Here is a 20,893-nt window from a genome sequence, read left to right as displayed (position 1 = left end):
CAAGGGTAGCCCAAAGGGCTTTTTCGGTGCGGAATTACGCCAGACTTTTCCCCTGTCTTATCATTGAAGGCTATCGGCGGCACCGGCAGGAAATAAGCGCCCGATTAGCCGGCCATATGCCTGGCGGAAAAACTCAACGGCGCCAATGCGGTATAAGTGAATGAGACGAGCGCTATTTTTTCATTCTCATTTCCCTCATAAAAATAAGGCAGTGGCGGTGCCTTACTTAACGCAAATAAATAAAAGGTCATGCCACTAAGCGATAAATTAATGATTATTTTCACCGCAAACGCGATGCCGTTTCCCCTGCCTGGCCGGTTAGCCAGACGCCCGGGCGACGGGGTTTACAACCAATACAAAAAAGTACAAACTGGATTTTTAAGTCCAATAAAATTCTGGAGCCGGTATGAACCCCCTCTTCGATGCCATTGTTTCTGCCCATCAGCAACTGCGCCCTCAGGTGCGGGTCACGCCGTTGGAGCGCAGCGTGCTGCTTTCACAGCAGTTGGGCTGCGAGCTGTATCTGAAGTGCGATCATCTGCAGCACACCGGTTCCTTTAAATTTCGCGGCGCCAGCAACAAGCTGCGGCTACTGGATAGCGAACAACGCCGGCGCGGCGTGATCGCCGCCTCAACCGGCAACCACGGCCAGGCGGTCGCCCTAGCGGGGCAGCTGATGGGCGTTGGCGTCACGGTTTATGCGCCGGAGACGGCGGCGAGCATCAAGCTCGACACCATCCGCGCGCTGGGCGGCACCGTGGAACTGGTGCCGGGCGATGCGCTGAACGCCGAACTGGCGGGGGAACAAGCCGCACGCCAGCAGGGGAAAACCTATATCTCGCCGTATAACGACGAGCAGGTCATTGCCGGCCAGGGCACCTGTGGCATGGAGCTGGTTGAACAACTCGCCGATCTGGACGCGGTATTCGTGGCGGTGGGCGGCGGTGGCTATATCGCCGGCATCGGCACCGTTTTGCGGCAATTGTCGCCGAACACGCAGCTTATCGCCTGCTGGCCGGAAAACGCCACCAGCATGTACAGCGCGCTGGAAGCGGGCCATATCTTCCCGGTGGCAGAGCAAGAAACCTTGTCCGACGGCACCGCAGGCGGCGTCGAGCCGGGCGCCGTGACCTTTCCACTGTGCCAGCAGCTGATCGACCGTAAAGTGCTGGTCAGCGAGGCAGAGATCAAGCATGCGATGCGTCTGATTGCCGCCAGCGATCGGTGGATTATCGAAGGTGCGGCCGGCGTGGCACTGGCGGCGGCGATCAAACTGGCGCCGGAATACCAGGGGAAAAAGGTGGCGGTGGTGCTGTGCGGTAAAAACATCGTGCTGGAGAAATACCTCAAGGCCATCGCCGATGCGCATCCTTAACCGGCAGCAAATCCTCGCCGCGTTCGACGCCGAGGCCATTACGCCGCTGCTGAAGCAGGGGTTTATCGCCTACTCGCAGCGACGGGTGCAACAGCCGCCAGTGCAGCATTTCAAGTTCGATCGGGCCGCCGGCGACTGCTGCATCAAATCCGCCTGGCTGGAAGGCGACGAGCTGTTCGTGGTCAAAGTGTCCGCCGGTTTCTATCGCAACGCCGAGCACGGTCTGGCCAGCAATCAGGGGTTGATGATGGCGTTCTCCGCCCAGACCGGCGAGCCCCGCGCGCTGCTGCAGGATGAGGGGTGGTTGACCGCGCTGCGCACCGCTCTGGCCGGCCGCATCGCCGCCGAGCTATGCGCGCCGCCGCATATTCAGGCGATAGGCATGGTCGGTACCGGGCTGCAGGCACGGCTGCAGCTGCAGTGTCTGAAACCGGTGACCGATTGCCGCGAGGTATGGGTATGGGGCCGCAACGAACAGGCGCTGGCGGCGTATCGGCGCGATGCCGAAGCCGAGGGATTTCGGGTGTGGGTCACGCAGGATGCGGCGGAGCTGGCGGCGCACTGCCAGCTGATCGTGACCACCACGCCCAGCCGCGAACCGATCTTGCAGGCGGCAGATATCCGGCCCGGCACGCACATTAGCGCCGTGGGCGCCGACGCGCCCGGCAAGCAAGAGCTGGCGACCGATCTGGTGGCCAAGGCGGACACGCTGCTGGTCGATGCGCTGACGCAGTGTGCGGAATATGGCGAGATCGCGACGGCTTATCGGCAGAACAAGCTGACTTCAACGCCGATCGTCGAAATTGGCACCGCATTGGCGCAGGGGGAGCAGGTGCGAAGCGAGCCGCAACACATCACCATCGCCGATCTTACCGGGCTGGCGATTCAGGATCTGCAGATCGCCAAAGGGGTGCTGGCGGCAATATAAAGGGGCGCCGCAGCGCCCCGTTTTCTCAGGCGTTGAGCACAAATTTCTCGATGGCGCGCGCCACGCCGTCTTCGGTATTGGCGCTGGTGACAAACTGCGCCACCGCTTTCAGCTCGGGAATGGCGTTGCCCATCGCCACGCCGACGCCGGCATATTCGATCATCGCCGTATCGTTGGCCTGATCCCCCAGCGTCATGATATTTTCCCGCGCCACGCCGAGGTGCTCGGCCAGCATTCTCACCCCGGCGCCCTTATCGACGTTCTTATGCAGGATCTCGAGGAAGTAAGGCGCGCTTTTGAGAATGGTGTAGCGCTCGCGCGTTTCCGCCGGGATGCGCGCAATGGCGCTGTCCAGCAGCTCCGGCTCGTCGATCATCATCACTTTCGGGAAACGCATCTGGCGATCCATCTCTTCCACGCTGCGGTATTTCAGCGGGATGCCGGTCATTGCCGCCTCGTGGATGGTGTACTTGCCGATGTCCTTGTTCGGGGTATAGAGGGTATCGAAATCAAACGCCTGGTAGTGAACGCCGAACTCGCGCGCCATCTGCTCGAAGTGCAGATAATCCTCGAAGCCCAGGGTTTCCTGCAGGATGCAGGCGCCGTCGGCCGCACGCAGCACCAGCGCGCCGTTGTAGGTGATGCAAAAATCGCCGGGGCCCTGAATGTCCAACTGGCGCAGATAGTCCTGCACGCCGACATAAGGCCGCCCGGTGGCCAGCACCACATGCACCCCTTTGCGCCGCGCCGCCGCGATAGCCTGCTTTACCGCCGGCGTGATTTGGTGCTGCGGATCCAGCAACGTGCCATCCATGTCGATCGCAATCAGTTCAATAGCCATTCAACGCTTCTCCCAGTGGTTTTTTTCCATGCTAACGCGTTTCAGCCTCGGCTGTCAGCGCCAAAAAAGGCGTAAAAAAATCCGCGCGGGTCGCCCGGCGCGGATTTTCACAGCCATTAACGCATCAGATATCGATGTTCGCCGCTTTCAGGGCGTTTTCTTCGATAAAGGCGCGACGCGGTTCAACCGCATCGCCCATCAGCGTGGTGAACAGCTGATCGGCGGCGATGGCGTCCTTGACGGTCACGCGCAGCATGCGGCGGCTTTCCGGATCCATGGTGGTTTCCCACAGCTGTTCCGGGTTCATCTCGCCCAGACCTTTATAACGCTGCACCGACAGACCGCGGCGCGACTCTTTCACCAGCCACTCCAGCGCCTGCTCGAAGCTGTCTACCGGCTGACGGCGTTCGCCACGCTCGATAAACGCACCCTCTTCGATCAGCCCGCGCAGCTTCTCGCCCAGCTGGCAGATCTTGCGGTATTCGCCGCCGTGGATGAAGTCGAAGTCCAGCTTATAATCGGTATCCACGCCGTGGGTACGGATGCGCAGTGCCGGTTCGAACATCTGGCGTTCACGGTTCTCGAAGATCACGAAGTCATAGCTGCTGCCATGCTGTTCTTTGTCGTTCAGCGCCTGCACCAGCGAAGCGATCCAGGCTTTCACCTTGGCTTCATCGCTGAGATCGCCTTCGTTCAGCGTCGGCTGGTAGATCAGGCTGTTCAGCAGCGCGCGCGGGTAGCGGCGCTCCATGCGGCCGATCAGCTTCTGCACGCTATAGTGCTCAGCCACCAGTTTCTCCAGCTGCTCGCCGCCGAGCGCCGGCGCGCTGGCGTTGGTGTGTAGCGTAGCGCCGTCCATCGCGATGGCGATCTGGTACTGATCCATCGCCTCGTCATCTTTGATGTACTGCTCTTGCTTGCCTTTCTTCACCTTGTACAGCGGCGGCTGCGCGATGAACACGTGGCCGCGCTCGATGATTTCCGGCATCTGGCGGTAGAAGAAGGTCAACAGCAGCGTACGGATGTGCGAACCGTCGACGTCGGCATCGGTCATGATGATGATGCTGTGGTAACGCAGCTTGTCCGGGCTGTACTCGTCGCGGCCGATGCCGCAACCCAGCGCGGTGATCAGCGTCGCCACTTCCTGCGAAGAAAGCATTTTGTCGAAACGCGCTTTCTCGACGTTGAGGATTTTCCCCTTCAGCGGCAAGATAGCCTGGTTCTTGCGGTTACGCCCCTGCTTGGCAGAGCCGCCCGCGGAGTCCCCTTCCACCAGGTACAGTTCGGACAGCGCCGGATCGCGTTCCTGGCAGTCCGCCAGCTTGCCCGGCAGGCCGGCCAGATCCAGCGCGCCTTTGCGGCGGGTCATCTCACGCGCCTTACGCGCCGCTTCGCGCGCGCGCGCCGCGTCGATGATTTTGCCGACCACGATTTTCGCGTCGCCTGGATTCTCCATCAGGTAATCCACCAGCTTCTCGTTCATCAGCGTTTCAACCGCGGTTTTCACCTCGGAAGAGACCAGCTTGTCCTTGGTCTGAGAGGAGAACTTAGGATCCGGCACCTTCACCGACACTACGGCGATCAGGCCTTCACGCGCGTCATCGCCGGTGGCGCTGACCTTGGCCTTCTTGCTGTAGCCTTCCTTCTCCATGTAGCTGTTCAGCGTGCGGGTCATCGCGGTACGGAAACCGACCAGGTGCGTGCCGCCGTCGCGCTGCGGAATGTTGTTGGTGAAGCAGTAGATATTTTCCTGGAAACCGTCGTTCCACTGCAGCGCCACTTCCACGCCGATGTCATCTTTCACGGTGGAGAAGTAGAACACGTTCGGGTGGATCGGGGTTTTGTTCTTGTTCAGGTACTCGACAAACGCCTTGATGCCGCCTTCGTAATGGAAGTGGTCTTCACGGTCGGTGCGCTTGTCCTTCAGGCGGATGGACACGCCGGAGTTGAGGAAGGACAGCTCGCGCAGACGCTTGGCCAGAATGTCGTACTCGAATTCGGTCACGTTGGTGAAAGTCTGGTGACTCGGCCAGAAGCGCACCATGGTGCCGGTCTGCTCGGTTTCGCCCACCACGTTCAGCGGCGCCTGCGGCTCGCCGTGGCTGTAAGTTTGTTCGTGCACTTTGCCTTCGCGGCGGATCACCAGCTCCAGTTTCTCCGACAGGGCGTTAACCACCGAGACGCCCACGCCGTGCAGGCCGCCGGAAACTTTATAGGAGTTGTCGTCGAATTTACCGCCGGCGTGCAGCACGGTCATGATGACCTCTGCGGCTGAAACCCCTTCTTCCGGGTGAATGCCGGTCGGAATGCCGCGGCCGTCATCCTGCACCGATACCGAGTTGTCGGCATGGATGGTGACCTGAATGTCACTACAGTGGCCCGCGAGCGCTTCGTCGATAGCGTTGTCCACAACCTCGAATACCATGTGGTGCAGACCGGTGCCGTCATCGGTATCGCCGATATACATGCCCGGGCGCTTGCGCACCGCATCCAGCCCTTTTAATACCTTGATACTTGAGGAGTCATAAGAATTCGACATCAACGTTTCTCGCTCATTTTAGTCCTGTGGTTGAACCTCTATTTTACCCTGTTCCACGCGGAACATCTTGCCCTTTTCACCGGCCATGTCGGTCACTTGTTCAGCGCTGACCGCGCTGACAAAAACCTGGGCCTGGGTGGCTTTCAGGCGATCGGCCAGCAACCGGCGACGGCCGGTGTCCAGCTCGGAGGCAAAATCATCAATCAGATACAGGCAACGCCGCCCGCTCTGCCGGGTGAGAAACTCACCCTGCGCCAAGCGCAACGCGCACATCAGCAGCTTAAGCTGACCGCGCGATAACAAATCCTCTACCGGCGTGCCGTCGGCACGAATGCGAAAGTCCGCTTTATGCGGCCCCACCGCGGTATAGGTCAACGCCCTGTCGCGCTCAAACTGGCGCTCCAGCAGCTCGCCGTAGTCGCTCTCTTTGTCCCAGCCGCGCTGGAAGGAGAAGCTCAGGGCGAATTCAGGCAGAAACTGCGCGCAGGTCGCGGTGATATCCGCGGCGATCGCGTCGCTGTATTCCGCCCGCCATTCGCTGATGCGCTCCGCGAGCGGGATCAGTTCCTGATCCCAGGCGCGGATCTGCGCATAGCGACTCACCTGGCGCAGCGCGGCATTGCGCTGCTTCAGTAACCGTTTCAGGTTGCTCCAGGCGGTGAAAAAACCGGGTTCGTTATGAAAACAGCCCCAGTCCAGGAAAGCGCGCCGGAATTTCGGCCCGCCGTTCAGCAGGGTAAAACCTTCGGGAGTGATCAGCTGCATGGGCAGCAGCTGCGCCAGCTCGGCCACCTTGTGGCCGTCGCTGCCATCGATGCGTACTTTGCTGTCACCCTGACGGCTCTTGCTCAATCCTACCGACAGCTCGCGCTCCGCGCCTTCGATGCGGCCGTGCAGCACGAACTCCGGTTGGTCGTGGCGAATGACCCGACCGGCCTGCAGGCTGCGAAAGGCGCGGCCATGGCCGAGCGTATACACCGCCTCCAGCACGCTGGTCTTGCCGCTGCCGTTGGCGCCGACCAGGAAGTTGAATCCCGGCGCCAGCGCCAAATCCGCCGCCTCGATATTGCGGAAGTCTTTAATCAATAAACGCGTCAGAGCCATGCAATCTCTTTACCGATGACGGTGCTGTAATTCAAGGTAACGAGACTACAACCGCATTGGCATGACAACGTAGGCCGCCGCCTGGCTGGCGCCGTCTTCGATCTGCACGCTGGAGACCGAGTCGGTCAACAGCAGGCGCACGTCTTCACACTTGAGCGCGTTCAACACGTCCAGCACGTAGCTGACGTTGAAGCCGATCTCCATCTCCGCGCCGTCGTAGCTGACGTCGAGGATCTCTTCCGCCTCTTCCTGCTCCGGGTTGTTGGCGGTGATCTTCAGCTGGTTCTGGCTGACGTACAGCCGCACGCCGCGGAATTTCTCGTTCGAGAGAATGGCCGCGCGGGCGAACGCCTGCTTGAGCAGATCGCAGCCGGCTTCCAGCGTTTTGTCCGGATTCTTCGGCAAGACGCGGCGATAGTCCGGGAAACGGCCGTCAACCAGCTTGGACGTGAAGATGAAATCGCCAACGTGGGCGCGGATGTTGTTGCTGCCGATCTGCAGCTGCAGCAGCGAATCGCCGCCGTCCAGCAGACGCACCAGTTCCATCACCCCTTTACGCGGCACGATCACCGAATGCGACGGCAGCTGCTGGCCGATCGGCATCGAGCACACCGCCAGGCGGTGGCCGTCGGTCGCGACGGTGCGCAGCTCTTCGCCTTCGGTTTCAAACAGCATGCCGTTCAGGTAGTAACGCACGTCCTGATGGGCCATCGAGAACTGGGTGGCTTCGATCAGGCGCTTCAGCGTCGCCTGCGGCAAGGTGAACTCCACCTCGCTCTGCCAGTCGTCCAGGTTCGGGAAGTCCGCCGCGGGCAGCGTGGACAGCGAGAAGCGGCTGCGGCCGGACCGCACCAGCATGCGCTCGCTTTCCAGCGTGACAGCGATCTCCGCCCCTTCCGGCAGGCCACGGCAGATATCAAAGAATTTGCGCGCGGGCACGGTGGTCGCGCCCGGCTCATGCGGCTGGGACAGGGCGACGCGCGCCACCATCTCCATCTCCAGATCGGTGCCGGTCAGCAGCAGGGAGCCTTCCGTCACCTGCAGCAGCAGGTTGCCCAGGATCGGCAAGGTCGGGCGGCCGCCCAGCGGGCTGCTCACCTGTTGCAGCGGTTTTAGCAGATGCTCACGTTCAACGATAAATTTCATAGCGCTATGAAGATAATGTTCTGATTAAATTGGAGAAATCTTCTTTGATGTCGTGACTTTCCTCACGCAGCTGCTCGATCTTCCGGCAGGCGTGCAACACCGTGGTATGGTCGCGGCCACCAAACGCATCGCCGATTTCCGGCAGGCTGTGGTTGGTGAGTTCCTTCGCCAGCGCCATCGCCATCTGGCGCGGGCGGGCAACGGATCGCGAACGCCGCTTGGACAGCAAATCCGCGACTTTAATCTTGTAATACTCCGCCACCGTCTTTTGAATATTGTCGATGGTGACCAGCTTTTCCTGCAGCGCCAGCAGATCGCGCAGCGCTTCGCGCACGAAATCAATGGTGATGGCCCGGCCGGTAAAGTTGGCGTTGGCGATCACGCGGTTCAGCGCCCCTTCGAGCTCACGCACGTTGGAACGCAGGCGCTTGGCGATGAAGAACGCCACTTCGCCCGGCAGGCGAATGTCGTTTTCGTCGGCCTTTTTCATCAGGATCGCCACGCGGGTTTCCAGCTCCGGCGGCTCGATCGCCACCGTCAGCCCCCAGCCGAAGCGGGACTTCAGACGATCTTCCACTCCGTTGATCTCTTTAGGGTAGCGATCCGAGGTCAGGATGATCTGCTGATTGCCTTCCAACAGGGCGTTAAAGGTATGGAAGAACTCTTCCTGCGAACGCTCCTTGTTGGCGAAGAATTGGATGTCATCGATCAGCAGCGCGTCGACCGAACGGTAGTAGCGCTTAAACTCTTCGATGGCATTGTTCTGCAACGCTTTGACCATGTCCTGCACGAAGCGTTCCGAGTGCATGTAGACCACTTTGGCGTTGGCCTTGCGCGCCATGATGCCGTTGCCGACCGCGTGCAGCAGGTGAGTTTTACCCAGGCCGGTGCCGCCATACAGGAACAAAGGGTTGTAGGCACCGCCCGGATTGTCCGCCACCTGGCGAGCCGCCGCGCGCGCCAGCTGGTTGGACTTACCCTCGACGAAGTTGTCGAAGGTGTGTTTAGGGTTGACGTTGGAGCGGTAAGAGAGCTCGGGCTGCGCCGCCGCGTTGTCCCAGCTCGGGCGCGAAGGCGCGGCCGTGCGCGCCGCCGGAGCCGCAGGAGCGCTGCTGACGCTGGCGGTCACGGTCTGGCTTATCACCTGCGTGATCGGCTTGCTGCCGACTTCAAAACGCAGCAAAGGCGCGTCCGTGCCGCAGAAATCATTCAGCAGACCATTGATGTTGTTTAAGTACTTATCGCGAACCCAATCCAGCACAAAACGGTTAGGCGCGTACAGCGCCAGGGTGTTGTCACTCAGTTCCGCCTGCAATGGGCGAATCCACATACTAAATTCTGTGGCAGGTAACTCATCCTGCAATCGGGCAAGACACTGCTGCCAAAGCGAAAGTGACACGGCGGACTCCACTCGAACAAGATCAATAAAGAAAAGAAACGGGCAACTTTTTTATAACTCATGATTTTTGACACATACCCGGCATCGGCTGTTTGCCTGTGGGGGATGCGAACCGCCTTTCACGGTTTGTGTCCCTCACGATCCCGGCATGAGGGATCGCGATCGGAATGACGGATCATAGCGCAATCCGCGCAAGAGATCCTCCCCTTCCTCACAGATTAGATCCATTTTATCCACAGGCCGCGGCCGGCGGCGATCTTTTCACCGCTGCGGCCGCACGACCGTGCAGATCCCGGCCGCTGCGCCGCGTTTTTTACATTGTCAACCGGTTATACCCTGTTATCCACGCCGGATCCTGGGATCGCGCGCAAAGGATCTCACGGGGATCCTTGCGATTTCACCCCGAGTCCGTATAATCTTCGCCCTACGTGTGATACCTGGTTCCTTATGGTGCGTCATTAGCCAGACAGGATTCTGCGGTGACCACGGGCCAAGACCGGATTTTGTTCCGTTATTGGCAGACAACCAGGTAGGCTGGCGCGATGCGAATTGACTCAGGACTGTACAATTATTACAATCCCGCTTCTTTATGTATTGCGATTGAGGCGTCGGTCATCTTCACGCCGAGTAGCCAAACGCGTTTACTGATCAGTAATTATTTTAAGTTTAGGTAGAAATCGCTATGAAACGCACTTTCCAACCGTCCGTATTGAAGCGCAACCGTAGCCACGGTTTCCGTGCTCGTATGGCCACCAAAAATGGTCGTCAAGTTCTGGCCCGCCGTCGTGCGAAAGGCCGTGCTCGTCTGACTGTTTCTAAGTAATAAAGCTAACCCGCTGAGTGGTTAAGCTCGCTTTTCCCAGGGAGTTACGTTTGTTAACTCCCACTCATTTCACTTTCGTCTTCCAGCAGCCACAACGGGCTGGCACGCCGCAAATCACCATCCTCGGCCGCCTGAACCAGCTGGGGCATCCCCGCATCGGTCTTACCGTCGCCAAAAAACACGTCAAACGCGCGCACGAGCGTAATCGGATCAAACGCCTAACCCGCGAAAGCTTCCGCCTGCGCCAGCACGAATTACCGGCGATGGATTTTGTCGTGGTGGCCAAAAAGGGGATAGCGGATTTGGATAACCGCGCGCTGACGGAAGCTTTGGATAAATTATGGCGTCGCCACTGTCGCCAGGCTCCCGCATCCTGATCGGGCTGGTGCGAGCCTATCAGCTCGTCATCAGTCCGCTGCTAGGGCCTCGTTGTCGCTTCCAGCCGACATGCTCTCATTACGCAATTGAGGCATTAAGCAGGTTTGGCATGATAAAAGGCAGTTGGTTAGCATTGAAACGCGTATTAAAATGCCACCCTTTGAACCCAGGTGGCGATGATCCGGTGCCGCCAAAAACCGACGATAACAGAGAACACTAACGATGGATTCGCAACGCAATCTTCTCCTCATCGCTCTGCTGTTCGTGTCTTTCATGATCTGGCAGGCATGGCAAACGGACAACGCTCCGCAGCCGGCCGCACAGACCACGCAACAGACTTCGAACGCAGTAGCCGGTGATGCCGCCAGCCAGGCCGTGCCAGCCAGTGGTCAGGGTAAGCTGATTACCGTGAACACCGACGTGCTGTCGCTGACCATCAACACCCGTGGTGGCGATATCGAGCAGGCTAAACTGTTGGCCTACCCGGATACTCTGGGTTCATCGACTCCGTTCCAACTGCTGGAAACCACCCCGTCGTTCGTCTATCAGGCGCAAAGCGGCCTGACCGGTAAAAACGGCCCGGACAACCCGGCCAACGGCGAACGCCCGCTGTATCAGGCGGCACAAGACAGCTACACCCTGCCGGAAGGCCAGGACGAGCTGCGCATTCCGCTGACCTACACCGATAAAGACGGCGCGGTCTACACCAAGACCTTCGTGCTCAAACGCGATCACTATGCGGTCGGCGTGGATTACAGCATCGACAACAAAGGCGCGACGCCGCTGGAGCTGACCCTGTTCGGCCAGCTGAAGCAGACCACCGAATTGCCTAAGCACCGCGACACCGGCAGCAGCAACTTCGCGCTGCACACCTTCCGCGGCGCGGCGTACTCGTCCAGCGAAGACAAGTACCAGAAATACGCGTTCGACAAAGATGAAAACCTGAGCGTCACCACCAAAGACGGTTGGGTCGCGATGCTGCAACAGTACTTTGCCACCGCGTGGGTGCCGGCGACCAAGGGTGACAACACCTTCTACACCGCCAAACCGGGTGACAACCTGTCCACCATCGGCTTCAAGTCTACGCCGGTTGTGGTGCAGCCGGGCGCTCAGCAACAGCTGAACGCCACCCTGTGGGTCGGTCCGGAGCTGCAGGACCAGATGGCCCAGCTGGCGCCGCACCTGGACCTGACCGTGGATTACGGTTGGCTGTGGTTCATCTCCCAGCCGCTGTTCAAACTGCTGAAGTTCATCCACGGCTTTATCGGCAACTGGGGCTTCTCCATCATCATCATCACCTTCATCGTGCGCGGCATCATGTACCCGCTGACCAAGGCGCAGTACACCTCGATGGCGAAAATGCGCATGCTGCAGCCGAAACTGCAGGCGATGCGCGAGCGTATCGGCGATGACAAACAGCGCATGAGCCAAGAGATGATGGCGCTGTACAAGGCGGAGAAAGTGAACCCGCTCGGCGGCTGTCTGCCGCTGATCATTCAGATGCCGATCTTCCTGGCGCTGTACTACATGCTGATGGGTTCGGTCGAGCTGCGCCACGCGCCGTTCGCCCTGTGGATCCATGACCTGTCGGCGCAAGACCCGTACTACATCCTGCCAATCCTGATGGGCGTGACGATGTTCTTCATTCAGAAGATGTCGCCGACCACCGTGACTGACCCGATGCAGCAGAAAATCATGACCTTCATGCCGGTGATCTTCACAGTGTTCTTCCTGTGGTTCCCGTCCGGTCTGGTGCTGTACTACATCGTCAGCAACCTGGTGACCATCCTGCAGCAGCAGCTGATTTACCGTGGTCTGGAAAAACGCGGTCTGCACAGCCGCGACAAGAAAAAAAGCTAAGCGTATTGTAGGGGTTCGGCGCGCCGACCCTTGCAGTCACACCAAAGGCGGTCATTAGACCGCCTTTTTGCATCTTAATCGTCAGAGAGAACCGTTATGAGCACCACCGATACCATCGTAGCCCAAGCCACCCCGCCGGGACGCGGCGGCGTCGGCATTCTGCGCATTTCCGGAAGCAAGGCCAAAGACGTCGCCCAGGCGTTGCTCGGCAAGCTGCCGAAGCCGCGCTACGCTGACTATCTGCCGTTCCGCGACGCCACTGGTGACACTCTCGATCAGGGCATCGCGCTGTGGTTCCCCGGGCCGAACTCCTTTACCGGCGAAGACGTGCTGGAGCTGCAGGGCCACGGTGGGCCGGTGATCCTCGATCTGCTGCTCAAGCGCGTGCTGGCGCTGCCCGACGTACGCATCGCACGGCCCGGCGAGTTCTCCGAACGCGCGTTTCTCAACGACAAACTCGATTTGGCGCAGGCCGAAGCGATCGCCGATCTGATCGACGCCAGCTCCGAACAGGCGGCGCGTTCGGCGATGAACTCGCTGCAGGGCGCGTTCTCCACCCGCATCCACCAGCTCGTGGAAGCGCTCACTCACCTGCGAATCTACGTGGAGGCGGCGATCGACTTCCCGGACGAGGAAATCGACTTCCTGTCCGACGGTAAAATCGAGGCGCAGCTCAATGACGTGATGGCGGATCTGGACAACGTGCGCGGTGAAGCGCGCCAGGGCAGCCTGCTGCGCGAAGGGATGAAGGTGGTGATCGCCGGGCGTCCTAACGCCGGTAAATCCAGCCTGCTCAATGCGTTGGCCGGGCGCGAAGCGGCGATCGTCACCGATATCGCCGGCACCACCCGCGACGTTCTGCGCGAACACATCCATATCGACGGCATGCCGCTGCACATCATCGACACCGCCGGCCTGCGCGACGCCAGCGACGAAGTGGAGCGCATCGGCATCGAACGTGCATGGAACGAGATCGAACAGGCCGACAGAGTGCTGTTTATGGTTGACGGCACCACCACCGCCGCCACCGAGCCGGCCGAAATCTGGCCGGAGTTTATGGCGCGCCTGCCGAACACGCTGCCGATCACCGTGGTGCGTAACAAGGCCGACATCACCGGCGAAACGCTGGGTATGACGGAAGTGAACAACCACTCGCTTATTCGCCTGTCGGCCCGCACCGGCGAAGGCGTCGATGTGCTGCGCGATCATCTTAAACAGAGCATGGGCTTCACCAGCAACATGGAAGGCGGCTTCCTGGCGCGCCGTCGCCACCTGCAGGCGCTGGAACTGGCGGCGCAGCATCTGGTGCAGGGCAAAGAACAGTTAGTGAGCGCTTACGCGGGCGAGCTGCTGGCCGAGGAACTGCGCCAGGCGCAGCTGGCCTTGAGCGAAATCACCGGCGAATTCACCTCCGACGACCTGCTGGGCCGCATTTTCTCCAGCTTCTGTATCGGTAAATAACGCGGGTTCTACAGGCATCCATCAAGGTCGTCAAACCGCCTTGAATCCCGCGTAAAAACTAGCCTTTTTGCCTATTGGCCTCTGCTGAAGCACACTGAAAACCATCTGATTTTATGTCCAAGTAGCGGTTTGGCCGGAGCCATCTTCTACTTGGACATACGGAGGAAGAAGATGGCACTCACCGACACCGCCTTGAAGGCACACAAGCCCAGGGACAAAACCTACACCGTCAGCGATTATCGCGGCCTGTATCTGGAGGTATTTCCAACGGGCGGGATGATTCAGGCTGAACGGCAAGAACGAAAAGCTCACGCTGGGGAAGTACCCGGCACTTATCCTCAGGATCGCCAGTCTCATGCGTGATGGCACATCGCAAATGTCAGCCATTGGCGAGTCACCCGCGCAGAAGAAACAGCGCCAAGTTGGTGGGTCCGGAAGACACCACTCTGAGTCAGTTCGCCGAGCATTTTTTCAAGGAAATCCAGCAGCGCGACCACAAGTACAACACAATGCTGCGCCGCTATCCTCTTACGAGGATCTCGACGCCATAAGCTGGTGCTAAACTTACTGATTATCTACATCATGCGTAAACCGGAGATGATTGACGCGACATGGAGTGAACCCCCAATGAAAGGATGAAGATGGATAACCCGCATATTGTTCCGCTGTCAAAGCAGGTGCTGGCGATGTTCGAAGAGCTAGAATTTCTGGTCGGAGATTCCCCTTACGTTTTCCCCAGCAGCAACGACTACCAATGCCCGAACCCCATAACTGCACAGTAAGTACGCAGGCGCTAAACGTCAGGTATTTTTATTCATGATTTCCGGCGTACTACCAGCACAGTGCTACATGAGCAGGAATACAACGCTGATTGTGTAGGGAATTACCTGGCACATAAAATTCCCTGCGCTCTCGGAGGTTACAACCGCTCGGAGTACCTAAACCAGCGCCGAGGGATGATCCTGTCTCAGGCTGATTTTGTGGATACGCAGATCAATGCAGGAAGTAATGTGACCATCGGGAAGTCTAGGAAGACTTATGAGGTCAAATAACAATAATGAACATTATTATAAGTTGATTTAATAAGTTAAGTACCCTACTTATGCCACTTCAATGTTCTGCACAAAAAACATAAGACAAAAAACCAATATAAATCAATCAATTAAAATCAATCACTTGCAAATAAACTGGAACAACAATGTGACAAAAGTTAGCCAATAAGTTATCATCATAATTGTTATATAACTCACTGAAAGTAACTAATAATATGAGAGATAGTTACTATTAAGTATAAACATTGTGAGGATAGATGTGCTAAATCCTACGCAACTCTCAGCGCTATCAAGGATGTTTTCTTCATCAGTAATTTCCGAGATAGCAAAAAAAGGTCAGTCACCGCTTTTTTCAAGGTTGCTGTCTGAGGCTTCTTTTTTCGAATCTGATGACATAGATAATGTAACTATTGGTGATGCCTTTGATACAGCATTTTCTTTGCTCAGACGCTCAGGTTTGAGAAATGAGTATGTCTATCGTTCGGCATTAATTCGAAATGTATTATTAGGACGCCATTCTTTGCGAACCGCCAGTATGCTTACGGAGTTTAGAATTGGCTCTAGCAAAGCAGATATGGTTATTCTTAACGGTTGTGGAACTGTATACGAAATAAAATCCGATAGAGACTCACTTGCTAGACTCGAGAGCCAAATAGAGAATTATAGAAAAGCATTTAGTAAGATCTACGTCATTGCTGGCTCTGCACATATTCAAGATGTTTTGGAAAAAACATCTGAAGAGGTAGGAGTAATGAGTTTGGTTAGATGGAATAGAATAAGTATTATAAGAGAAGCAAAAGAGTGCATTGATTATATTTGTACTGCAACTATTTTTGACTCACTAAGAATTAGCGAAGCTATTGAAATTCTAAAATATTTAGATGTCGAAATTCCAGATTTACCCAACACACTAATGAGTAATGCAATAAGAGGGATTTTTACTGAGTTAAATCCAATTGATGTACAGAGATACATGATAAAAACTTTAAAAAGGACGCGTAATCTTGCTCCATTAAGTACTTTAATTGCAAACTTACCAAGTGCATTGCAAAGTATAGCCCTAATGGTGCAGTTGCGTAGTAAGGATCGAGATCGCTTAGTTGAGACGTTAAATAAACCTCTTAATGAAGCACTTAAATGGGTTTAATAAACTATGTACTATCCATATTTTAGAGGTAAGCAGTTTGAACTAATAGCAATTCGTGAAACAGCAGAGACAATGGCTCTGGCTGGTTTCATTCCAATTATCGAACCAGTTAAAGAAACTCTGAATGGATTGGAAAAAACACTGAAAGCTATCTGTGAAGCTAAAGGTAATGCAATTGTAATAGTAAACCCTTCATATGGTGATCATTCAACAAATGGACATAATATCTCTCAGTTATTGAGAGACAGCTTTCATGGACATGCAAACATCTTTGCAGGGATATTATTAAGTGAAGGGATGAATGAAGAAGATATAATAGATTTGCTTGATGAACATGCTGAATATCAACCTTGTTTCATCCACTCTGGATTTTCTGAACCTCGCTCTTTGTCAGAAAAAACAAATGGACGAGTTTTCAAACATGTTTTCTTAGAAATATACTGCGGCAAGCTCTACAGAAAGCATTTCAATGGCTGCGAAAGAATATTAATTCGCGACGGTTTTAAAAAGAGAAAAAATGCTGATTATCCTCCTATTGAAGAGTTTTCTGATCTTCATATAACCTTCGGAGAAGAAGGAATGAATGGATTTGGCGACTTTTTAATCGTCGGGGATGATTATACTGAAGGCGGTGGTCCAGCATATGCCGTAGCAATACATCTCACGTTCTTAGAATCTAAAAAAGAAAATGTTATGTATATTTATCATTTTGTTTCAACAACAATAGATACGCCAACGGACCCTGCAGGGAAATTTGGTCAGGCACTTGAAAAACTCATTACAACAATAAATGAAGATGGTTCTCCTGTAGTGGAAACCTCAGCTATTGTAGAATTTAGGGCCTTGCATGCAAAAGGTCATTTTCCCGGATTGGGAACGGTCAAAAAACTATCAATGAGGCACCATGTTGAAACATTAGCTAATTATTTTAGGAGATAAAAATGATTAGAATGTGTTGTACTGAATGTTTCAATGATAACGGATTAAGAAATAATATAATCCCTACGTTGACTCCAAAAAAAGGAAACTGCTCTTTTTGCAATAGTCATAATGTTGATATCATTGACCCGAAACTCTTGCTTGATTATTTTGAACTACTGATAAATATATATGAAATAAATCCTGAGGGGAAAAGCCTTGTTGAATGGTTAAAAGAAGATTGGTGTTTATTTTCCCATCCCAAAATGGATAATGCTCACGCTAAAGATTTATTGGGAGAGATTCTCGATGATGGAGATATAGTGCGCAAAAAATTCTCTCCTTCAGAAAATTACAAAAGTAGTGGTCTTGCGCAATGGGATACATTGCGAGATGAAATTCTTCACAAAAACAGATACTTTCTTGATGAAAACATCGATACACAAAGATTACAGGAATTATTAAACCATTTAAAAGCATTTAATATCCCTAAAAGATGGTTTAGAGCGAGGATAAATCAAACAGATACTCCATACAAAATTGAGGATATGGGAGCCCCTCCAAGTCAGTATGCCAGTCATGGACGAGCAAACCCAACGGGCATTCCATATTTATATTTAGGCTCCATGCCCGACACAGCGATTTCGGAGATTAGGCCACACACAGGTGAAATAGCAACAGTAGCCGAGTTTGAAATACCAGAAGAACTAATCATTGTTGATTTAAGAGAGCCAAGAAAACACGTTTCTCCTTTTGTCCTATCTGATGCACAAGAAATAGGAAAAATGCGAGCAGACATACCTTTTCTAGAAAAGTTAGGAGAGGAATTGACTCGCCCAGTATTACCTCGAAGTGCTGCCATTGATTATATCCCTAGTCAATATTTATGCGAATTCATTAAAAAAATTGGTTTTCATGGTGTGATTTACAGAAGTTCGGTAAGTGAAGGAATAAACTTAGCCTTATTCGACCCAACGTTAGCAGCCCCGATTTCAACATCCCAATATGACGTTTCTCGCGTAAGTGTTGAGGTACAACAAAAATAAAAAATAGACTTTTCAGAACTGATGCCAGTAACATCAACTAAAAATTACTATTACTAGCATTATTGTTTCAGAAATAAAAATCTCTTACCAGTGATTTAATTACCCGCGAGATTCCCCTTTACTCCGGAACTACCTTATCACCACTGAAAAATTTTTCCATTCAAGGACGAACTGCGACCATAAAAAAGCACCTTTTGCGCTCCCCCTGCAAACCAAGGAGCGCAGCGTCATTCCAAACAATACAACATTATAATTTTGTGTTCTTGAGTGTGCTTATAGATATTATCTCAAGCTATGCTACCGTTAATTTATTTGACGTAACACCGCCAGACGCCTTCACGGCCGGGGCACCCTGTTCCGGCCGTTTTTCTTTCCCGCTCTCGCTCTGCGCGCTGGCTCACAGCGCCACCGCAACTGCCCGCGATATACTGGAAGGTCAGGTGTCTTTCTCAGGAACGAGTCAACATGGCGTTAACCCTCAAGGTATTGCTGGAAAACCGCCGCGCCGCCGGCGCCAACCCGCTATTGCAGGCCAAGGCCGGGTTAAGCCTGCTGATTGAGGACGAGACGACCTCCATACTGTTCGACACCGGCCCCGACGACAGCTTCCTGCGCAATGCGGCGCTGATGGGCGTCGATCTCTCCCGCATCACCGCGACGGTGCTCTCCCACGGCCACTATGACCACTGCGGCGGCGTCGCCTGGCTGCCGGACAACAGCCGCATCATCTGCCACCCGCAGGTCGGCGATGAGCGCTATGCGGCGCTGAAGGTGCTGGGCCACACCCACAAAATCAAAAAGCTCTCTTTGGACATCGACTACTCGCGCCATAACATGCACTACAGCCGCGAGCCGCTGGCGATCGGCGATCGCTTTATGTGGTCAGGTGAAATCGCCGTGCCCGCACCGCGCGCCTACGGGGTGATTACCGGGGAAAACGCGGCGGTGGATTACGTTATCGACGAAGGGGTGCTGATTTACAAATCGGATCGCGGTCTGGTGATCGTGACCGGCTGCGGGCATCGCGGGATCGTGAATATCGTGCGCCACTGCCAGAAAATCACCGGTATCGATCGGATCCACGCCTTGATTGGCGGTTTTCATCTGCGTTGCGCTTCCCCGCGCACGCTCTGGCGCGTCCGCCGTTTTTTACGGCAGCACCAGCCGGAAAAGATCATGGGTTGCCACTGTACCGGCGCGTGGGGTCGGCTATGGCTGCCGGAAGGGATCGCGCCGGCCACCGGCGATAGCTGGATCCTGGAATAACGCCTGCGCCGTTCATCACTGAAATCGGCAACAAATCGGATAAAACGCATAGTGTTTTTTGATGATAAATCCTCAACTTAGTCTTAATCTAACCCCCCTGCGTTCTTAGCGACCCTCTGTCATGGAGCGAACAATGGCGTGTCATTTTGCCCGATGGACCCCGGCCTCCGCTGTCCTGGATACCCAGAGACTCGCCGACGAAGTGATAGCCGCCACCCGCACCTTTTCCGTTAAGCGCCGCACGCGCTACCTGCAAGGGCGCATTCTGCTCGCCGAAATGATGTTCTACCTGTACGGCCTGCCGACGCTTCCCCCTATAGCCACCACGCCCACCGGCCGCCCCTGCTTCGCCGACCATCAGCTGCCCGATTTTAGCCTCGCCTACGCCAGCAACACCGTGGGCGTGCTGCTCAGCGACGAAGGCAAAGTCGGACTGGATATCGAAGTGATGCGGGCGCGCGGCAGCCGGCAAAGCGCGCTGCAGAACGCGCACCAGACGCCGGCGGAAAGCGCCTGGATCGGCGCGCAGGACGATCGGCTGGAGGCGGAGACTCAGCTGTGGAGCATTCGGCAAAGCGTGCTGAAAATTTCCGGCCTCGGCAACAGCGGCCAGTCTACGCTGCGTCTGCATCCCTTCTCCGGTCACCTGCGCTCCAGCGCCACGCCGGACGTTCAGGTGATGAGCGACGCCGACGAATACCTGAGCTGGGCGTGCGCCGGCAGCCCTAGCCTGGATCGCCTGCTGTGCTGGCGCTACGAAGAGCGCCACGGTTTGCGCAAAGACGGGGAGATCTCGCCGCGCAGTCCGGCGGCGTCCTCGCGTTTCGTCAAATTGACGGGCCTGACGACGCCCGGTTAAGGCGGTGCAAAGCGGACAGCACTTGTCTTTGCCGCACGAGTTTCTGCATTAAATTGTAAAAACAGCTAAATGTTGAGCAATCGCCTATTCTCGACCCGAGCTTTAGCCTACTATTCGCCCATGTTGTTCGCTGAATCTGCTCATTCGAAAGGGAGAATCACCATGTCAGACCAAGCCTTAAAAATCGTCACTCTGCTCGGCAGCCTGCGCAAAGGCTCCTACAACGCCATGGTGGCCCGCGCCTTGCCAGGCCTGGCTCCGCAGGGCGTCACCATTGAAGCGCTGCCTTCCATCCGCGATATCCCTCTGTACGATGCCGACCTGCAGCAGGGTGAAGGTTTCCCTGCCGCGGTCGAGGCGATCGCCGAGCAGATCCGCCAGGCCGACGGCGTGATCATCGTTACCCCCGAATACAACTATTCCGTGCCCGGCGGGTTGAAAAACGCCATCGACTGGCTGTCGCGCTTGCCGAATCAGCCGCTGGCCGGTAAGCCGGTCGCCATTCAAACCAGTTCGATGGGGCCGATCGGCGGCGCGCGCTGCCAATATCACCTGCGCCAGATCCTGGTGTTCCTCGATGCGATGGTAATGAACAAGCCTGAGTTTATGGGCGGTGTGATCCAGAGCAAGGTGGATGAACAGGCTGGTGAACTGAGCGATCAGGGAACGCTGGATTTCCTGACTGGCCAGCTGTCCGCATTCAGCGATTTTATTCGCCGCGTGGAGTGAAGGTCTCGCGGCGCCTGCCGGG

At 55.6% G+C, this 20,893-nt stretch carries 19 protein-coding genes and 1 pseudogene; 15 read left to right on the top strand and 5 right to left on the bottom strand.

The window, feature by feature from the left end; all coding sequences use genetic code 11:
- The first annotated feature begins 406 nt into the window (after window positions 1–406).
- Together ACRAWE_RS20995 and ACRAWE_RS20990 are read left to right on the top strand one after the other, a co-directional pair.
- On the top strand, window positions 407–1,375 hold the full coding sequence (locus ACRAWE_RS20995) for a threonine/serine dehydratase (RefSeq protein ID WP_063918276.1): 969 nt from the start codon (window positions 407–409) through the stop codon (window positions 1,373–1,375).
- Window positions 1,362–2,303 carry an ornithine cyclodeaminase family protein gene (locus ACRAWE_RS20990; RefSeq protein ID WP_063918277.1) on the top strand — a complete coding sequence of 314 codons (942 nt, stop codon included), beginning with the start codon at window positions 1,362–1,364 and terminating at the stop codon, window positions 2,301–2,303. Before ACRAWE_RS20995 ends, ACRAWE_RS20990 begins: the two co-directional genes overlap by 14 nt.
- 25 nt (window positions 2,304–2,328) lie before the next feature.
- Here the strand turns inward: ACRAWE_RS20990 and yidA are convergent, their stop codons facing one another.
- The 5 genes from yidA to dnaA all read right to left on the bottom strand — a co-directional run bounded on the left by yidA (window position 2,329) and on the right by dnaA (window position 9,332).
- Window positions 2,329–3,144, bottom strand: coding sequence for a sugar-phosphatase (gene yidA, locus ACRAWE_RS20985; protein ID WP_063918278.1), 816 nt, complete (start codon window positions 3,142–3,144; stop codon window positions 2,329–2,331).
- Between the two features lie 124 nt (window positions 3,145–3,268).
- Entirely contained in the window at window positions 3,269–5,683 is a 2,415-nt protein-coding gene (gyrB, locus tag ACRAWE_RS20980; protein ID WP_049200580.1) for a DNA topoisomerase (ATP-hydrolyzing) subunit B, read from the bottom strand.
- A gap of 18 nt (window positions 5,684–5,701) precedes the next feature.
- On the bottom strand, window positions 5,702–6,787 hold the full coding sequence (gene recF / locus ACRAWE_RS20975) for a DNA replication/repair protein RecF (RefSeq protein WP_004933895.1): 1,086 nt from the start codon (window positions 6,785–6,787) through the stop codon (window positions 5,702–5,704).
- Window positions 6,788–6,832: 45 nt separating this feature from the next.
- Window positions 6,833–7,933, bottom strand: coding sequence for a DNA polymerase III subunit beta (gene dnaN / locus ACRAWE_RS20970; protein WP_004933892.1), 1,101 nt, complete (start codon window positions 7,931–7,933; stop codon window positions 6,833–6,835).
- Window positions 7,934–7,937: 4 nt separating this feature from the next.
- Window positions 7,938–9,332, bottom strand: a complete 1,395-nt coding sequence (dnaA, locus tag ACRAWE_RS20965) for a chromosomal replication initiator protein DnaA (protein ID WP_004933889.1) — start codon at window positions 9,330–9,332, stop codon at window positions 7,938–7,940.
- Between the two features lie 682 nt (window positions 9,333–10,014).
- On the opposite strand from dnaA, the gene rpmH reads away from it, so the two are divergent.
- From rpmH to ACRAWE_RS20900, 13 genes and pseudogenes are all read left to right on the top strand, one after another.
- On the top strand, window positions 10,015–10,155 hold the full coding sequence (gene rpmH / locus ACRAWE_RS20960; RefSeq protein ID WP_000831330.1) for a 50S ribosomal protein L34: 141 nt from the start codon (window positions 10,015–10,017) through the stop codon (window positions 10,153–10,155).
- Window positions 10,156–10,172: 17 nt separating this feature from the next.
- Window positions 10,173–10,532, top strand: coding sequence for a ribonuclease P protein component (rnpA, locus tag ACRAWE_RS20955; protein WP_004933883.1), 360 nt, complete (start codon window positions 10,173–10,175; stop codon window positions 10,530–10,532).
- Window positions 10,496–10,753, top strand: coding sequence for a membrane protein insertion efficiency factor YidD (gene yidD / locus ACRAWE_RS20950; RefSeq protein WP_004933881.1), 258 nt, complete (start codon window positions 10,496–10,498; stop codon window positions 10,751–10,753). The genes rnpA and yidD overlap by 37 nt, the downstream gene beginning before the upstream one ends.
- 2 nt (window positions 10,754–10,755) lie before the next feature.
- Window positions 10,756–12,393, top strand: a complete 1,638-nt coding sequence (yidC, locus tag ACRAWE_RS20945; protein WP_019455493.1) for a membrane protein insertase YidC — start codon at window positions 10,756–10,758, stop codon at window positions 12,391–12,393.
- Window positions 12,394–12,489: 96 nt separating this feature from the next.
- Window positions 12,490–13,854, top strand: a complete 1,365-nt coding sequence (gene mnmE / locus ACRAWE_RS20940) for a tRNA uridine-5-carboxymethylaminomethyl(34) synthesis GTPase MnmE (protein WP_019455492.1) — start codon at window positions 12,490–12,492, stop codon at window positions 13,852–13,854.
- Window positions 13,855–14,025: 171 nt separating this feature from the next.
- The gene (locus ACRAWE_RS20935; protein ID WP_164095895.1) at window positions 14,026–14,217 is read left to right on the top strand and encodes an Arm DNA-binding domain-containing protein; all 192 of its coding nucleotides are present in this window, start codon (window positions 14,026–14,028) and stop codon (window positions 14,215–14,217) included.
- A gap of 159 nt (window positions 14,218–14,376) precedes the next feature.
- Window positions 14,377–14,906, top strand: a pseudogene (locus ACRAWE_RS20930) (tyrosine-type recombinase/integrase); the annotation flags it as partial.
- A 259-nt stretch (window positions 14,907–15,165) separates the two neighbouring features.
- On the top strand, window positions 15,166–16,053 hold the full coding sequence (locus ACRAWE_RS20925; protein WP_164095896.1) for a sce7726 family protein: 888 nt from the start codon (window positions 15,166–15,168) through the stop codon (window positions 16,051–16,053).
- A 6-nt stretch (window positions 16,054–16,059) separates the two neighbouring features.
- Window positions 16,060–16,992 carry a sce7725 family protein gene (locus ACRAWE_RS20920; protein WP_164095897.1) on the top strand — a complete coding sequence of 311 codons (933 nt, stop codon included), beginning with the start codon at window positions 16,060–16,062 and terminating at the stop codon, window positions 16,990–16,992.
- A gap of 2 nt (window positions 16,993–16,994) precedes the next feature.
- On the top strand, window positions 16,995–18,017 hold the full coding sequence (locus tag ACRAWE_RS20915; RefSeq protein ID WP_164095898.1) for an RES family NAD+ phosphorylase: 1,023 nt from the start codon (window positions 16,995–16,997) through the stop codon (window positions 18,015–18,017).
- A gap of 465 nt (window positions 18,018–18,482) precedes the next feature.
- Entirely contained in the window at window positions 18,483–19,283 is an 801-nt protein-coding gene (locus ACRAWE_RS20910; RefSeq protein WP_049240390.1) for an MBL fold metallo-hydrolase, read from the top strand.
- A gap of 133 nt (window positions 19,284–19,416) precedes the next feature.
- Window positions 19,417–20,142, top strand: a complete 726-nt coding sequence (locus ACRAWE_RS20905; protein WP_432525837.1) for a 4'-phosphopantetheinyl transferase family protein — start codon at window positions 19,417–19,419, stop codon at window positions 20,140–20,142.
- 162 nt (window positions 20,143–20,304) lie between these two features.
- The gene (locus ACRAWE_RS20900) at window positions 20,305–20,871 is read left to right on the top strand and encodes an NADPH-dependent FMN reductase (protein ID WP_019455489.1); all 567 of its coding nucleotides are present in this window, start codon (window positions 20,305–20,307) and stop codon (window positions 20,869–20,871) included.
- Window positions 20,872–20,893: the final 22 nt, after the last annotated feature.

Origin of the sequence: Serratia sp. BFP-2025 (genome assembly GCF_050880365.1) — a bacterium.
Lineage (GTDB): Bacteria > Pseudomonadota > Gammaproteobacteria > Enterobacterales > Enterobacteriaceae > Serratia > Serratia surfactantfaciens.
This window is presented reverse-complemented; position numbering and strand designations above follow the sequence as displayed.

What these genes read in the sequence shown, in the direction of transcription:
- ACRAWE_RS20995 (WP_063918276.1), top strand. Translation starts at nt 407, where the DNA reads ATGAACCCCCTCTTCGATGCCATTGTTTCTGCCCATCAGCAACTGCGC.
- ACRAWE_RS20990 (WP_063918277.1), top strand. Translation starts at nt 1,362, where the DNA reads ATGCGCATCCTTAACCGGCAGCAAATCCTCGCCGCGTTCGACGCCGAG.
- yidA (WP_063918278.1), bottom strand. Translation starts at nt 3,144, where the DNA reads ATGGCTATTGAACTGATTGCGATCGACATGGATGGCACGTTGCTGGAT.
- gyrB (WP_049200580.1), bottom strand. Translation starts at nt 5,683, where the DNA reads ATGTCGAATTCTTATGACTCCTCAAGTATCAAGGTATTAAAAGGGCTG.
- recF (WP_004933895.1), bottom strand. Translation starts at nt 6,787, where the DNA reads ATGGCTCTGACGCGTTTATTGATTAAAGACTTCCGCAATATCGAGGCG.
- dnaN (WP_004933892.1), bottom strand. Translation starts at nt 7,933, where the DNA reads ATGAAATTTATCGTTGAACGTGAGCATCTGCTAAAACCGCTGCAACAG.
- rpmH (WP_000831330.1), top strand. Translation starts at nt 10,015, where the DNA reads ATGAAACGCACTTTCCAACCGTCCGTATTGAAGCGCAACCGTAGCCAC.
- yidD (WP_004933881.1), top strand. Translation starts at nt 10,496, where the DNA reads ATGGCGTCGCCACTGTCGCCAGGCTCCCGCATCCTGATCGGGCTGGTG.
- yidC (WP_019455493.1), top strand. Translation starts at nt 10,756, where the DNA reads ATGGATTCGCAACGCAATCTTCTCCTCATCGCTCTGCTGTTCGTGTCT.
- mnmE (WP_019455492.1), top strand. Translation starts at nt 12,490, where the DNA reads ATGAGCACCACCGATACCATCGTAGCCCAAGCCACCCCGCCGGGACGC.
- ACRAWE_RS20935 (WP_164095895.1), top strand. Translation starts at nt 14,026, where the DNA reads ATGGCACTCACCGACACCGCCTTGAAGGCACACAAGCCCAGGGACAAA.
- ACRAWE_RS20920 (WP_164095897.1), top strand. Translation starts at nt 16,060, where the DNA reads ATGTACTATCCATATTTTAGAGGTAAGCAGTTTGAACTAATAGCAATT.
- ACRAWE_RS20915 (WP_164095898.1), top strand. Translation starts at nt 16,995, where the DNA reads ATGATTAGAATGTGTTGTACTGAATGTTTCAATGATAACGGATTAAGA.
- ACRAWE_RS20910 (WP_049240390.1), top strand. Translation starts at nt 18,483, where the DNA reads ATGGCGTTAACCCTCAAGGTATTGCTGGAAAACCGCCGCGCCGCCGGC.
- ACRAWE_RS20905 (WP_432525837.1), top strand. Translation starts at nt 19,417, where the DNA reads ATGGCGTGTCATTTTGCCCGATGGACCCCGGCCTCCGCTGTCCTGGAT.
- ACRAWE_RS20900 (WP_019455489.1), top strand. Translation starts at nt 20,305, where the DNA reads ATGTCAGACCAAGCCTTAAAAATCGTCACTCTGCTCGGCAGCCTGCGC.